The 13,935-nt window shown below is 62.9% G+C and carries 10 protein-coding genes; 5 read left to right on the top strand and 5 right to left on the bottom strand.

Annotated features, from left to right (window positions below; translation table 11 throughout):
- Positions 1-109 precede the first annotated feature (109 nt).
- Entirely contained in the window at positions 110-1,156 is a 1,047-nt protein-coding gene (motB, locus tag J4E63_RS23035) for a flagellar motor protein MotB (protein ID WP_103308786.1), read from the bottom strand.
- Between the two features lie 3 nt (positions 1,157-1,159).
- Positions 1,160-2,011 carry a flagellar motor stator protein MotA gene (gene motA / locus J4E63_RS23030; RefSeq protein WP_192261961.1) on the bottom strand — a complete coding sequence of 284 codons (852 nt, stop codon included), beginning with the start codon at positions 2,009-2,011 and terminating at the stop codon, positions 1,160-1,162.
- Positions 2,012-2,177: 166 nt separating this feature from the next.
- Between motA and J4E63_RS23025 the strand changes: the two genes are divergently transcribed.
- From J4E63_RS23025 to J4E63_RS23010, 4 genes are all read left to right on the top strand, one after another.
- Positions 2,178-3,716 carry an HDOD domain-containing protein gene (locus tag J4E63_RS23025; RefSeq protein ID WP_207283461.1) on the top strand — a complete coding sequence of 513 codons (1,539 nt, stop codon included), beginning with the start codon at positions 2,178-2,180 and terminating at the stop codon, positions 3,714-3,716.
- Between the two features lie 42 nt (positions 3,717-3,758).
- Positions 3,759-4,574, top strand: coding sequence for a rhodanese-like domain-containing protein (locus J4E63_RS23020; RefSeq protein WP_192261959.1), 816 nt, complete (start codon positions 3,759-3,761; stop codon positions 4,572-4,574).
- 19 nt (positions 4,575-4,593) lie between these two features.
- Positions 4,594-5,454: an archaetidylserine decarboxylase gene (gene asd / locus J4E63_RS23015; protein ID WP_092205347.1), complete on the top strand. Its 861-nt coding sequence runs from the start codon at positions 4,594-4,596 to the stop codon at positions 5,452-5,454.
- Between the two features lie 193 nt (positions 5,455-5,647).
- Positions 5,648-7,405 carry a molecular chaperone gene (locus J4E63_RS23010; protein WP_207283460.1) on the top strand — a complete coding sequence of 586 codons (1,758 nt, stop codon included), beginning with the start codon at positions 5,648-5,650 and terminating at the stop codon, positions 7,403-7,405.
- Positions 7,406-7,573: 168 nt separating this feature from the next.
- Here the strand turns inward: J4E63_RS23010 and serB are convergent, their stop codons facing one another.
- Positions 7,574-8,788 carry a phosphoserine phosphatase SerB gene (serB, locus tag J4E63_RS23005; RefSeq protein ID WP_092476996.1) on the bottom strand — a complete coding sequence of 405 codons (1,215 nt, stop codon included), beginning with the start codon at positions 8,786-8,788 and terminating at the stop codon, positions 7,574-7,576.
- Between the two features lie 133 nt (positions 8,789-8,921).
- On the opposite strand from serB, the gene J4E63_RS23000 reads away from it, so the two are divergent.
- On the top strand, positions 8,922-10,439 hold the full coding sequence (locus J4E63_RS23000) for an AhpA/YtjB family protein (protein ID WP_207283459.1): 1,518 nt from the start codon (positions 8,922-8,924) through the stop codon (positions 10,437-10,439).
- Positions 10,440-10,780: 341 nt separating this feature from the next.
- On the opposite strand, the gene J4E63_RS22995 is transcribed toward J4E63_RS23000, so the two are convergent.
- Together J4E63_RS22995 and parC are read right to left on the bottom strand one after the other, a co-directional pair.
- Entirely contained in the window at positions 10,781-11,485 is a 705-nt protein-coding gene (locus tag J4E63_RS22995; RefSeq protein WP_072407117.1) for a membrane integrity-associated transporter subunit PqiC, read from the bottom strand.
- Between the two features lie 179 nt (positions 11,486-11,664).
- On the bottom strand, positions 11,665-13,929 hold the full coding sequence (gene parC, locus J4E63_RS22990; RefSeq protein ID WP_060739439.1) for a DNA topoisomerase IV subunit A: 2,265 nt from the start codon (positions 13,927-13,929) through the stop codon (positions 11,665-11,667).
- Positions 13,930-13,935: the final 6 nt, after the last annotated feature.

Here is a 13,935-nt window from a genome sequence, read left to right as displayed (position 1 = left end):
ACCTGCCAAATGCGGAGCATCAGACACACCGCACCCGCCGGTTTACGACTGCTTCGCAGTCGAGCGGGAGCAAGCTCCCTCGCCACAGATCCATCGACAAACCTTCAGGTCACTGCGCCGGCGCTCCGGGAGGCTTGGGCGCGGCGTCGTCGAACAGATTCAGCCGCTCGCGCAGTTCATGGGCCGGCACGGGTTGCTGGTCTGCCGGCAACGCGTTCGGATCGACCGCCGCACCTGGTGTGGCGGACGGAGCAGGCGCTTCACCCGGCGCACCCTCGCCCGGGACCGGATCGGGCGCCGGATCATCGGTTTGCGAGCCCTCGATGGCTTTCTGCGCCTTCTTGGTCAACACCACGATATCGATACGCCGGTTGACCGGGTTGAACGGGTCCTTGCGGTCGAACAGCGCCGAAGACGCATAACCGACCACCCGCGCCACCTGTTCGTCCGGATAGCTGCCGGCAACCAGGGCGCGACGGGCCGCGTTGGCACGGTTGGCGGACAGCTCCCAGTTACCGTAGTCACCCTTGCCGATGTAGGGTTTGGCATCGGTATGACCACTGATGCTGATCTTGTTCGGCACCGCCTTGATGGTGTCGGCCATGGCCAACAGGATGTCCTCGAAATACGGCTTCAGGCGCGCGCTGCCGGAATCGAACATCGGCCGGTTCTCGGCGTCCATGATCTGGATGCGCAAGCCGTTCGGGGTGATTTCGAACAGGATCTGGTCCTTGAATTTCTGCAGTTGCGGATTCTCTTCGACCTTGTTCTGCAATTCCTGCAACAGCAGTTCCAGGCGCTCGCGCTCGACCTGTTCGGCCATGCCTTCGACCTGCTCGGAATCCACCGTCACCTTGTCGGGCTGGGGCTGGGACTTGACCTCGGGGTTGAGGGTGTTTTCCGGCGCCAGGGTCGGCGAGCCGCCCAGGTCGATGATGTAGGGCGTGCCGCTTTCGGAAAAGCCGACCGGGTCCTTGAAGTAGCCGGCGATGGCGATCTTCTGCTCTGGCGTCGCCGTGGACAACAGCCACAGCACCAGGAAGAACGCCATCATCGCCGTGGCGAAGTCGGCGAAGGCGATTTTCCAGGCGCCCCCATGATGCCCAGCGGCTATGCGCTTGACGCGCTTGATGATGATCGGCTGGTTATTTTCCATAAATTAGCGACCGCGAACCGCTTGTTCCAGCTCGGCGAAGCTTGGACGGTGCGCCGGGTACAGGACCTTGCGCCCGAACTCCACCGCCAACGATGGCGGCATGCCCGAGGCCGAGGCCACCAGGGAAGCCTTGATGGCTTCGTAGATATTGAGCTCTTCCTTGGCGTCATGGGCCAGGGAGGTGGCCAGCGGCCCGAAGAAACCATACGCCGCCAAGATACCGAAGAACGTACCCACCAGGGCCGCACCCACGTGCAGGCCGATGGACTTCTGGTCACCGTCGCCCAGGGAGGCCATGGTCACCACGATCCCCAGTACCGCCGCGACGATACCGAAGCCAGGCATCGCGTCGGCGATCCCGGTGACCGCGTGGGAGGGATGCTCCAGGTCTTCCTTGAGGCTGTACAGCTCCATGTCGAACAGGCCTTCGAGCTCGTGGGGAGCCATGTTGCCGGACGACATGATGCGCAGGTAATCACAGATGAACGCCGTCATGCGAGCGTCCTTGAGCACGGCCGGGTACTTGGCGAAAATCGGGCTGGCGGCGGCATCTTCGATGTCGCCTTCGATCGCCATCATGCCTTCGCGGCGGCTCTTGTTGAGGATCTCGTAGATCAGCCCCAGCACCTCGAGGTAGAAGGTGTGGCTAAAGCGCGAACTGAACATGCCCAGGGATTTCTTGAGCACGTGCATCGTCATATAGCCAGGGTTGGCCTGCAGGAATGCACCAAGGGCCGCGCCACCGATGATCAACACCTCGAAGGGCTGGATCAGGGCGGCAATCTTGCCATGGGAGAGCACGTATCCGCCGAGCACGCTCGCGAACACGACAATGATGCCGATAATTTTAGCCATAGATAGAAAGTACTTATTTAAGTCGGGTTCAAGGTCATATTCGGAAGCTGAAAAATCTCTTCTTCTACTTATCGGCAAAACTGCGCCAGACTATAGGCTGTTCTGGCGAAAAGCCAATTTGCCCCGTTCCGGGCGTAGAGAATTCATACGATGATCACGTCCAGCCATGACTAACGAAACCAAGGTTCCAACGCCCCGACCGACCACCCTCGAAGGTTGGGTGACGCTGCTCAAAGGCGTGCATCTGCCGGTACCCCAGGCCAGCCACGACCTGGTCTGCAAGGCCCTCGCCGACAGCCGCCGCTCCTTGCGCGACATCGCCGACCTGATCCAGGACAGCCCCGCCCTGGCCCTGAGCGTCATCCGCGAGGCCAACCATCACACCCATGGCAGCCTTGCAGAACCTGCGGAAAACCTCGAAGTGGCCATCAACCGCCTCGGTCTCAAGCGTACCGAGGAACTGCTCGCCCGCCTGCCGTCGTTGCCGGAGCATGAAATACCCATCGCCTTGCGCCAGTTGCAATTGATCAGCCAGCACGCCACGCAACAGGCCAATGGTTTTTTTGCCAGCCGCCTGGCGCGGCTGTGGCAAGACATACACTGGGGCAGCCTGTTGTTCCTGTCACCGCTCTGGCCCCTGGCCCTGACCCATCCACGACTGCTCGGGGAATGGGAGCTGCGGGTCGTCCATAAAGGCGAGCCCGCGCCCAAGGTAGAGCGCGAACTGTTCGGTGTCAGCCTGCTGGAAATCTGCCTGGCGCTGGTGGAAACCTGGCGCTTGCCCATCTGGGTGGCGCAAGGTTATCGCCTGCTGCTCAATGAACGCCGCGAGCTGGTGAAAGTCCTGCGCATCGCCCGGGACAGCGAACACCCCCTGCGCCAGCAGAATCGCCTGGACGACGACCCGATCCTGCGACGCTGGCTCAACCAGCCGGCCAACACCGTATTGCTGGCCAACGGCCTGGCACTGGCCGCACAACAGGCCTGGGACAGCCCCGCGCTCACCCGCTGGCAGTACCTCACCAGTTTGTATCTGCAGATGTCGATGGATGAGGTCCAGCAACAGCTGCACCAGCAAGCGGCCAACAGCGCCCATCATCACGCCATGCCGGACCTCTGGCACCCGGCCGTGGCGCTGATCTGGCCCTCGGGCAGCCGTCGCATCCACCCCGGCTTGCTGCCCGCCGCCCCGCCCAGCGCCCAAGACCTGAGCCAGTGGCGCACGCAATGCTCCGCCATGCTGGTGGAGCCGAGCCCCTTCCGCAATGCCATGCACCTGACCACCTCGGCACGGGACGTCCTGGTGGCCTGTGGCATGCGCCGAGTGATGATCCTGATGGCCGACCGCAGCCAGACCAGCGTGCGCGTACACCAGACCGCCGGCCTGCCCAAGGAAGCCGCGGCCATGAGCTTTACCATCAGCCAGAGCAAAATATTGCAGCGGTTGCTGGCCCAGCAGGCCCAGGTTCGCCTGAACCCGGACAACAATGCGCAATTTTCGGCACTACTGCCGCCGGGCCTGCGCAGCCTGTTCCGGGGTGAGCACCTGCTGTTGCGCTCACTGACCTGCAATGGCCGGGTGATCATGCTGGTGGCGGTGGACCAGGGCGGCGGGCCGTTCTCGGATATCACCGTGCAAGCCTTCGGCAAAACCGTGCAATGCATCGAAAGGGCGCTGCATACCTTTACCAACCGCGGTCGCTGAACTTGCTACAATCCTTTCCCTTTGCGCCCCTGGAGACCTCACATGCCTGACTTCTCTGGCTTGCCGCTGGTGATCGAGCCGAGCGAACTGCTGCCGCGCCTCGACGCCCGCGAACTGATTCTGGTGGACCTGACCAGCGCCGCGCGCTACAGCACCGGGCACATCCCCGGCGCACGTTTCGTCGACCCCAAGCGCACCCAGCTCGGCCAACCGCCGGCACCGGGCCTGCTGCCGGCCAAAACCGACCTGGAAACCCTGTTCGGCGAGCTTGGGCATAACCCGGACGCGGTCTACGTGGTCTACGACGACGAAGGCGGCGGCTGGGCCGGGCGCTTTATCTGGCTGCTGGACGTGATCGGCCACTCGAACTATCACTACCTCGACGGCGGCCTGCTGTCCTGGCTGGACGAAGGCCTGCCGGTGTCCGTCGATGTTCCGGCACCGGTTGCCGGCCCGGTGCCCCTGACGTTGCACGATGCCCCCACCGCCACCCGCGAATACCTGCAAAGCCGCCTCGGTGCCGCCGACCTGGCCATCTGGGATGCGCGTGGCCCGCTGGAATACTCCGGCGAGAAAGTCGTCGCAGCCAGGGGCGGACATATTCCAGGGGCGGTCAATTTCGAATGGACCGCCGGCATGGACCCGGCGCGCAACCTGCGCATTCGCAAGGATATGCCGCAGATCCTCGAACGATTGGGCATCACGCCCGACAAAGAAATCATCACCCACTGCCAGACTCACCACCGCTCTGGCTTCACCTACCTGGTGGCCAAGGCGCTCGGTTATCCACGAGTCAAAGGCTATGCCGGTTCCTGGGGCGAATGGGGCAACCATCCCGACACGCCCATCGAGCTTTGAAGGTTCTTAAGGACAGTTAATGAAAAACCGTTTGTTCATCCTCACTCAATACCTGCTGCCCCACCACCTGTTGTCGCGGTTGGCCGGTTGCATTGCCGAATGCCGCGTGCGTTGGTTCAAGAATGCCTTCACCGCGTGGTTCGCCAAGCGCTATCAAGTGGACATGTCCCAGGCCCTGGTGGAAGACCTGACCGCGTATGAGCACTTCAACGCCTTCTTCACCCGCGCCCTGAAAGACGGCGCGCGGCCGCTGGACGAAACCCCGGGCGCGATCCTCAGCCCCGCCGACGGCGCCGTCAGCCAGCTCGGCCCGATCGAGCACGGCCGGGTGTTCCAGGCCAAGGGCCACAGCTTCAGCGTGCTGGAGCTGCTGGGTGGTGACGCGGCCAACGCAGCGCCGTTCATGGGCGGCGATTTCGCCACCATCTACCTGTCCCCCAAGGACTACCACCGCGTGCACATGCCATTGGCCGGCACCCTGCGGGAGATGGTCTACATTCCCGGGCGGATTTTCTCGGTCAACCAGACCACCGCCGAAAACGTTCCGGAGCTGTTCGCCCGCAACGAGCGCGTGGCCTGCATTTTCGACACCGAGCGTGGGCCGATGGCCGTGGTGCTGGTGGGCGCGATGATCGTGGCCTCCATCGAAACCGTCTGGGCCGGGCTGGTGACGCCACCCAAGCGCGAGCTGAAAACCTTCCGTTACGACGAAGCCGCCCGTGGGCCGATCCATCTGGAAAAAGGCGCCGAACTGGGACGCTTCAAGCTGGGTTCGACCGCCATCGTGCTGTTCGGTCCAGGCCAGGTGAAATGGGCCGAAGACCTGGTGGCCGGGTCGCCAGTACAGATGGGCCAGGGCCTGGCGCTGCCCAAGGGCTGAGTAAAAGATCAAATGTGGGAGCGAGCTTGCTCGCGATGGCGATGTAACAGTCACCTCAATAGAGACTGTCCTGGCGTCATCGCGAGCAAGCTCGCTCCCACAGGGCATCCAGCATAGATAGCGTACCTCCTTCGGCTACAACTGCTAGAGTTGGAAACATCACGTTTATTTCCCGCCGGAGCCCGTACACGGCATGAATGAGACCAGCCCTCTCCAGCTATTGCGCGTCCTGACCCCGACACAATCACGCCTGTCGTTCTGCGATGCTACGCCACGGGACCTCAAGCGCTGGATCGCCAACCTGCCCAAGGCCAACATCGGCGAAACGGCCCGCCTGTTGTACCAGGCCCTTGGTGAACTCAACCAACTGCTCACGCCCAGTGACAATCGCCTGCAACTGCTCGAACTGCTGCGGCCCGAGGTGTATTACGTCTGCAAGCACCTGGAGCGGCACTTCCTGCAACAGGCCATCGTGCTGGATGATCGCTCACGCAAGATCGTCAACCTGTGCCAGGCCCTGCAAACCCAACTGGCGATGGGCTACAAACAGATCGTGGCGCGTATCGCGTCGAAATACACCAAGGATCGGGCCCGCCTGCTGAGCACCGCGCTGCAACGGGCGATGCATGCCCTCAACGGCCCGCTGCTGCGTGCCAGCCAGCTGTACAGCCCAGTGCCAGAGGGATTGTGGCTCGACTTGCATCAGTTGTACCGGATTGCCTGCCTGCACCGCTTGCAACACCTGAGCGTGAGTGACGAGCTGGCCAGCCAGGTTCATCAATTGAACGCCGAGCAGACCTATGTCGTCGCCCTGCTGCTGGGCGCGTCACGCAGCAATCAATTGCGCCAGAGCCAGATCGGGCGACTGACCGAAGTGCTCGAATCCTGGAGCCAGTGGGTCAAGCTGGACCCTGCCACCGCTGCCAGGAGCCTGTTCGCCGTCGCTCCAGAGCTGGATGTCGGGCCACGCTACCGCTCCAAGTTCCGGGCCGAACAGCAGCCAACCTTGCAGGGCTTCGATCCCCAGCCACTGGTGCGTGCAATCGCCACTCACCTGGAACAACCTGCCGATAATACGTTGCCAGTCCCTGGTGGCATGAGCGTCGACACTTTGCATCACCTGCAAGCCGCCTGGGGCGAAGCGGCTGAGCGCAGCTTCCAGCGCACCGAGGGCAACGGCACGCTGACCCTGTGCGTGGGCATGAGTGCGCTGCACTACTACCTTGGCGGCGAGCGCTCGTTCAACGAAATCCTGAAAAGCCCCGCCACCCGCAAGGCCCGCTTCGAAGCCTCGCCGAGCAAGACAAACGACACCTGGAAGCAAGCGTTCGACGCCGCTCCCAACGGCGACAGCGACCTGCTGCCCTATGAAGAAATCGAGTACCCGGTCAACCCGGCCGATGACGATGGCACCAGCTCCGACAACCAGCATCACTTCCCCACCTACGACCTGCCGATCATCAACCACAGCCCTGGCGGCTATTGCCTCGGTTGGCCCAAGGAGGTGCCGGAACAACTGCAAGCCGGGGAAATGATCGGCATCCGCGACAGCAGCGACCAAGCCTGGAGCGTCGCCGTGGTGCGCTGGATCCGCCAAGTGCGCAACGGCGCCATGCAAATGGGCATCGAACTGGTCGCACCCCATGCCCAGCCTTGCGGGCTGCAGCTGGTCCGGGAAAACGAGCACGGTCACTACCTGCGCGGCCTGTTACTCCCCGAGATCAGCGCCATTGACCTGCCCCCGACCATGATCGCCCCACGCCTGCCCTTCCAGGAAGGCCAGCGGGTGTTGATCAACACCAACGGCCAGGAACGCCGCGCCGGCCTGGACCGCCGGGTGACCAGCACCCACAGTTTCAACCAGTTTTCCTATCACCCGGAAGACTCAACCGAAACCGGGGATGGCGGCGACCAGGAAGGGAATTTTGATTCGTTGTGGAAATCGCTTTGAACAGCACACAACCCGTTGTGGCGAGGGAGCTTGCTCCCGCTGGCCTGCGCAGCAGGCCCCTGCGGCCGATCCGACACACTCAGGCCCCAGGTTTCAGGGCCGCTCCGCGCCCCAGCGGGAGCAAGCTCCCTCGCCACAAGCGCGCTTACTCCAAAGTCAGTGTGTCAGTCAGAGCTGCCCGTCACGATCCCTGAAGCCCAGCAGGTACAACACCCCATCCAGCCCCAGGGTGGAAATCGCTTGCCTGGCCGACTGCTTGACCAGCGGCTTGGCGCGGAATGCCACGCCCAGGCCCGCGATCGCCAGCATCGGCAGGTCGTTGGCGCCGTCGCCCACGGCGATGGTCTGCTCCAGGCGCAGGCCCTCTTTTTCAGCCAGTTCACGCAACAGGTCCGCCTTGCGCTGGGCATCGACGATCGGCTCGACGGCCACGCCGGTCACCTTGCCGTCCACCACTTCCAGCTCGTTGGCGAATACATAGTCGATACCGAGCTTGGCCTGCAACTGCTTGGCGAAGTAGGTGAAGCCGCCGGACAGGATGGCGGTCTTGTAGCCCAGGCGCTTGAGTTCGGCGAACAGGGTTTCGGCGCCTTCGGTCAGGCGCAGGGAAGCGCCGATGGAATCCAGCACGCTGACGTCCAGACCTTTAAGCAACGCCAGGCGTTCCTTGAAGCTGGCACGGAAATCCAGCTCGCCGGCCATGGCTCGCTCGGTGATGGCCGAGACCTTGTCGCCCACGCCGGCCGCCTTGGCCAATTCGTCGATGACCTCGGCCTCGATCAGTGTCGAGTCCATGTCGAACACCGCCAGGCGGCGGTTGCGGCGGAACAGCGAATCTTCCTGGAAGGCGATGTCGACGTTCAGTTCCTGGGCCACGCTGAGGAACTCGGCACGCAACGCCTGGGGATCGGCCGGCTCGCCGCGCACCGAAAACTCGATGCAGCCCTTGCCCTTGTCGGCCGGGGTGTCCAGCGGCATGCGCCCGGACAGGCGGTCGATGTGGTCGATGTTCAGGCCATATTGGGCGGTGATCGAACTGACGCGCTGCAATTGCTCGGCGGTGACCTTGCGGGTCAACAGGGTCACGATATGGCGCTTCTTGCCCTGTCCGGCCACCCAATGCTGGTAATCCTCCTCCGACACCGGGGTGAAACGCACCTGCTGGTCGAGCTTGTAGGCGGTGAACAGGATGTCCTTGAGCACGGACTTGCTTTGTTCGGCGTCCGGGATTTCAACCAGGATGCCGAACGACAGCGTGTCATGGATCACCGCCTGACCGATGTCGAGAATGTTCACACCACCCTGGGCCAGAACGCCGGTAATGGCCGCAGTCAGACCCGGACGGTCGCTGCCAGTGATGTTTATCAGGACGATTTCGCGCAAGGCGCACCCCCGCAGGTGGAAAAAAACCGCATTCTACCCACATTCAGTGACCATCGGGCACCGCCAGTGCTTTGCCGGTCATGGGGCTGTCGCTATACTGCGCGTCAATTTCACGGACAAAGAGCCGAGCTCAGTGAACCGGCCCACGCCAGTCAAAACCGACAACTTCTTCCTGCTGATCTTCCGTGCGCTGCGTCACCGTCGTGTGCCGATCGCATTGCGCATTGCCAGCCATAACGTCATCCTGGTCGCCCTGGCCCTGGTCATCTATGCCTGTGTGATGGGTTTGCAGTTCAAGCAGGCGATGCACGAGCAGGCCGATGCCCTGGGTGAAAGCCTGACCACCCAGACCGCCACGTCCGCCACCGAGCTGCTGGTGTCCAACGACATCCTCAGCCTCAACGTGCTGCTCAACAACCTGACCAAGAACAAGCTGGTGGCCCACGCCGCCATCTACAGCGTGGACAACCGCATCCTCGCCGAGGCCGGCCAGCGGCCCAAGCCTGGCCTGCTGGGCGAATCCGGCGGCATGTACCAGAGCAAGATCACCTTCCAGGACGTGACCGCCGGGCAACTGCGCATCAGCCTGGACATGGACCAGTTCCAGCAACCGATGACCATCAGCCTGCAAAGCATGGGCATCCTCAGCGCGATCCTGCTGGCGCTGGCACTGGCCTTGAGCCTGCGCCTGGGGCGGCACATCTCCACGCCGCTGCTGCAATTGCGCGTCTGGCTGCGGGACATCGACGAACACACGCCGGCCACCCAGCGCCAGGACGAGATCGGCGACCTGGCCCGGCAACTGCACGCCAGCTTCGCCCCGGAACCCGAGCCCCAGCCGGAACCTGAAGACCTCGACTACGCGGACGACGACGATGCCGAGCCAGGCTTCGAAGTGCGTAACCTGCGGGACCCGGGCTTCGACGAAAGCCAGCCGATGCCGGCCTCAAAACCGGCCCCACGCCACGTGGTGCGCGCGGTAGAGGACGAGGAAGACGACGACGCCTTCGCCGACCTGCGTGACGAGTCGGTCAATGGGGCACCTCAGCCGGTCGCCAAGCCTATGGCCTCGAACCTGCCCCAGCACAGCGCCGTACTGGCCGTGCAACTGGGCGCCCAGGATCAACTGCGTCGCCTGCCCCAGGCGCGCCTGAAGGAGTTGCTCGAGCGTTACCGCGACTGCCTCGACCAGGCCGCATCGCTCTATCAGGGCGAATTGCACACCTTGAACGACGGCAGCACGCTGATGCTGTTCCACACCGAAGACAGCGGCGACGACTACCTGACCAATGCCATTTGCTGCGGTGAGTTGCTGCGCGCCTTGGGTCACCAATTGCAGATCGAAGTCGCCGACAGCGGCATCACCCTGCAACTGCAATTGGGCCTGACCTTGGGCGATGGCTTGTTCGGCTTGAGCCAGATCGACCTGCTGCTGACCGAAACCGCCCAGGACGCCCTGGCGCTGTCGCAACACAGCCGCAACCTGCTGCTGGTGGAGCGCAAGATCAACGACGACGCCCTGATCCGCCAGCGCGCGCGCATCCGCCCCATCGCCAGCCCCGAAGGCGCGTGTTGCGTGGAGCGCTTGATGGAGCCTTATCCATCGATGCTGGAGCGGCAATTGGCGCGGATGCATGAGCGCCAGGCCTGAGTCCCGGGACATGAAATAACGAAGCCCGCAGATGAGCGATTGTCTGCGGGCTTTTTATTGCCTGGGCCGGCCTCATCGCGAGCAAGCTCGCTCCCACAGGGATCTCTGCAAGACTCAGACTCGCTGTGGGAGATAAGTGATTATCTGCGGGCTTTTTTGTTGCCTTCAGCGCCGCCATCGCGAGCAGGCTCGCTCCCACAGGGAGATGTCTGCAGGCCTCAGACCCAGTGTGGGAGCGAGCTTGCTCGCGAAAGGGCCGGCCCAGGCACCAGAGAATCCAACCGGCAGAAACAACAAAGCCCGCATCAACGCGGGCTTTGTGGTGTATCCGGGTCCAACCGTCAGAACCTGAACACTTCCATGTCCGTACGAATCGGCAAGGCCATGGGAATCTTGTCCTTTTCCTTCCCTACCGGCTTGGCCGGGGCTGGCGCGGCCTTGCGGGGCACTTCGGCGACAGGCGGCTGGTTGGCCAGGGGCTTGAGCGACACCGACAGCTGTTCGGCCAGGCGTTGCAGGAGCACGCCCTGAGCCTGGACCTGCGCCGCCGTGGTACCGGCATGTTGCTCTTGCAGATGAACGATACGGTTCTCGCGCACCTTGCCACGACGGTCGATCAACCGCCATTGGGCATCGAGCACTGCCGGCTGGGCTTTACCCGAGTCCAGGCGGGTAATCGACAGCAGTACCTGCACATCCGGGGTGAACCCCTGGGTCGCCGGTGCCAGCACCACGCGCTGGCTGTCCAGGTGCCCGGCGACCTGGCGCAACAGCAACTGATCGATGTCGGAGGACAGGCTGCCGGCCCAACGGCCGTCAGTGGCGGCTTGCAGGCTGCCGTCCGGTTGGCGTTGCAACAAGGTTTCACGCTGCAGGTAGTCAGCGATCAGAACCGGGCCGAGCAATACGGCCATGCCTGTGCTTTGCGCAGGCTGGGCCGGGGTTCCGCTGTCCAGTTGGTACAGCGACACCGGCTGGTTCATGCTGCAGCCCGCCAGGCCAAGCAGGCCGGCGAGCCACAAAATAGGGAGGCGCAGAGCAGTCATCGTTCCGTCCAGGTGGCAGCCACAAGGCTTGCCACAGTGAAAAAATACTCGGTCAATGTGAAGAACGCTCGGCTACGCCGGCGCTTGAAAGGGCCTATCATCCGTGAATATGCGCGCCGACTCCAGCGCGAAAGCATCGATCTGCGGCATTTAATCGCAGACCGAGCCCTCTACTACGCCTAATTGAGGTTTTCGACGAGCAGCGCATCGACCCGCTGAAAGCCCCTCGGAAGCTTGTTGCCCCGCCGACCACGTTCACCCTTGTAGTGCTCAAGATCGTCCGCCTTCAACGAAAGCGTACGCTTTCCTGCCTGTAGCACAAGCGTGGCGCCTTCCGGCAACACTGCAATATCCGTGACATATTCCTCACGGCTGGCGACCCGTTCGCCGGAAATACCGATAATCTTGTTGCCCTTGCCTTTACCCAACTGTGGCAGGTCGCTGATCTTGAACACCAGCAACCGGCCTTCGGTGGTCACCGATGCCAGCCAGTTGCTCTCCCGATCGGCCACCGGGCGCGGCGCAATCACCTTGGCGTTGTTCGGCAGGCTCAACAGCGCCTTGCCCGCCTTGTTCTTGGCTTGCAGGTCCTCGCCCTTGACCACGAACCCGTAACCCGCGTCCGATGCAATGACGTACAGCCCATCATCATCAGGCATCAGCACGCATTCAAAAGTTGCACCCGGCGGTGGCGTTAAACGACCGGTCAGCGGTTCACCCTGGCCGCGAGCCGATGGCAAGGTATGCGCCGGCACGGAGTAACTGCGCCCAGTGGAGTCGACGAACACCGCGAACTGGTTGGAACGCCCGGCCGCCAAGGCCTTGAAGCCATCCCCGGCCTTGTAGGAAAGCCCCGTCGCGTCAATATCATGACCCTTGGCGGAACGTACCCAACCTTTTTCCGACAGCACGACGGTGACTTTCTCGTTCGGCAGCAGATCGTGCTCAGTCAGGGCCTTGGCTTCGGCACGTTCGACGATCGGCGAGCGACGGTCGTCGCCATAGGTTTCGGCGTCCTTGAGCAGTTCGGTGCGTACCAGCTTCTTGAGCTTGGCTTCGCTGCCCAGCAGGGCTTGCAGCTTGGCCTGTTCCTTGAGCAATTCATCCTGCTCGGCGCGCAACTTCATCTCTTCCAAGCGCGCCAACTGCCGCAGGCGGGTGTCGAGGATGTAGTCGGCCTGGATTTCGCTCAGGTCAAAGCGGGCGATCAGGCTGGCCTTGGGGTGCTCCTCGGTGCGGATGATGTGGATCACTTCATCCAGGTTGAGGTAGGCAATCAGCAAACCGTCCAACAGGTGCAGGCGGCGCTCGACCTTGTCCAGGCGGAATTGCAGGCGCCGGCGCACGGTCTTGACCCGGAACTCCAGCCATTCCACCAGCAATGCCCGCAGGTTTTTCAGTTGCGGCTTGCCGTCCAGGCCGATGATGTTGATGTTGACCCGGTAGCTGGACTCCAGATCGGTGCTGGCGAACAGGTGCTGCATCAGCGCGTCGTGATCGACCCGGCTGTTGACCGGGATGATCACGATGCGGCATGGGTTTTCATGGTCGGATTCGTCGCGCAAGTCAGCCACTTGCGGCGCTTTCGACGGTTTTGCCTGCATCATCGCGGCAATCTGTTCCAGGACCTTGGCCCCGGAGACCTGATGCGGCAGCGCCGTGACAATGATGTCGCCGTCTTCGATGTGGTACACGGCGCGCATGCGCACCGAACCGCGACCGGTCTCGTAGATTTTCAGCAGGTCGGCGCGCGGGGTGATGATTTCGGCTTCGGTCGGATAGTCCGGGCCCTGGATGTGCTCGCAGAGCTGTTCCACCGTGGCTTTCGGCTCGTCCAGCAGACGCACGCACGCCGTGGCCACTTCCCGCAGGTTGTGGGGCGGCACGTCGGTGGCCATGCCCACGGCGATACCGGTGGTGCCATTGAGAAGGATATTCGGCAAACGTGCTGGCAGAACCAGGGGTTCGTCGAGGGTGCCGTCGAAGTTCGGCCCCCAGTCCGCGGTGCCCTGGCCCAGTTCGCTGAGCAGCACCTCGGAATAGCGCGACAGCCGCGCCTCGGTGTAACGCATGGCCGCGAAGGACTTGGGATCGTCCGGCGCACCCCAGTTACCCTGGCCGTCCACCAACGTGTAGCGATAGCTGAACGGCTGGGCCATCAGCACCATGGCTTCATAGCAGGCCGAGTCGCCGTGGGGGTGGAACTTGCCGAGCACGTCACCGACGGTACGCGCCGATTTCTTGTGCTTGGAATCCGCATCCAGCCCCAGCTCACTCATGGCATAGATGATCCGCCGTTGAACCGGCTTCAAACCGTCGCCGATGTGCGGCAAGGCACGGTCCATGATCACGTACATGGAGTAATTGAGGTAGGCATTTTCGGTGAAGTCAGCCAGCGATCGGCGTTCTACGCCGTCTAAGCTGTCTGCAAGAATGTCGCTCATGCGGGC

Source organism: Pseudomonas sp. FW300-N2F2, assembly GCF_017351655.1.
GTDB lineage: Bacteria > Pseudomonadota > Gammaproteobacteria > Pseudomonadales > Pseudomonadaceae > Aquipseudomonas > Aquipseudomonas fluorescens_AA.
This window is presented reverse-complemented; position numbering and strand designations above follow the sequence as displayed.

Coding starts and splice junctions, on each gene's coding strand:
- motA (WP_192261961.1), bottom strand. CDS start 2,011: ATGGCTAAAATTATCGGCATCATTGTCGTGTTCGCGAGCGTGCTCGGC.
- J4E63_RS23020 (WP_192261959.1), top strand. CDS start 3,759: ATGCCTGACTTCTCTGGCTTGCCGCTGGTGATCGAGCCGAGCGAACTG.
- J4E63_RS23010 (WP_207283460.1), top strand. CDS start 5,648: ATGAATGAGACCAGCCCTCTCCAGCTATTGCGCGTCCTGACCCCGACA.
- asd (WP_092205347.1), top strand. CDS start 4,594: ATGAAAAACCGTTTGTTCATCCTCACTCAATACCTGCTGCCCCACCAC.
- parC (WP_060739439.1), bottom strand. CDS start 13,929: ATGAGCGACATTCTTGCAGACAGCTTAGACGGCGTAGAACGCCGATCG.
- J4E63_RS23025 (WP_207283461.1), top strand. CDS start 2,178: ATGACTAACGAAACCAAGGTTCCAACGCCCCGACCGACCACCCTCGAA.
- J4E63_RS22995 (WP_072407117.1), bottom strand. CDS start 11,485: ATGACTGCTCTGCGCCTCCCTATTTTGTGGCTCGCCGGCCTGCTTGGC.
- motB (WP_103308786.1), bottom strand. CDS start 1,156: ATGGAAAATAACCAGCCGATCATCATCAAGCGCGTCAAGCGCATAGCC.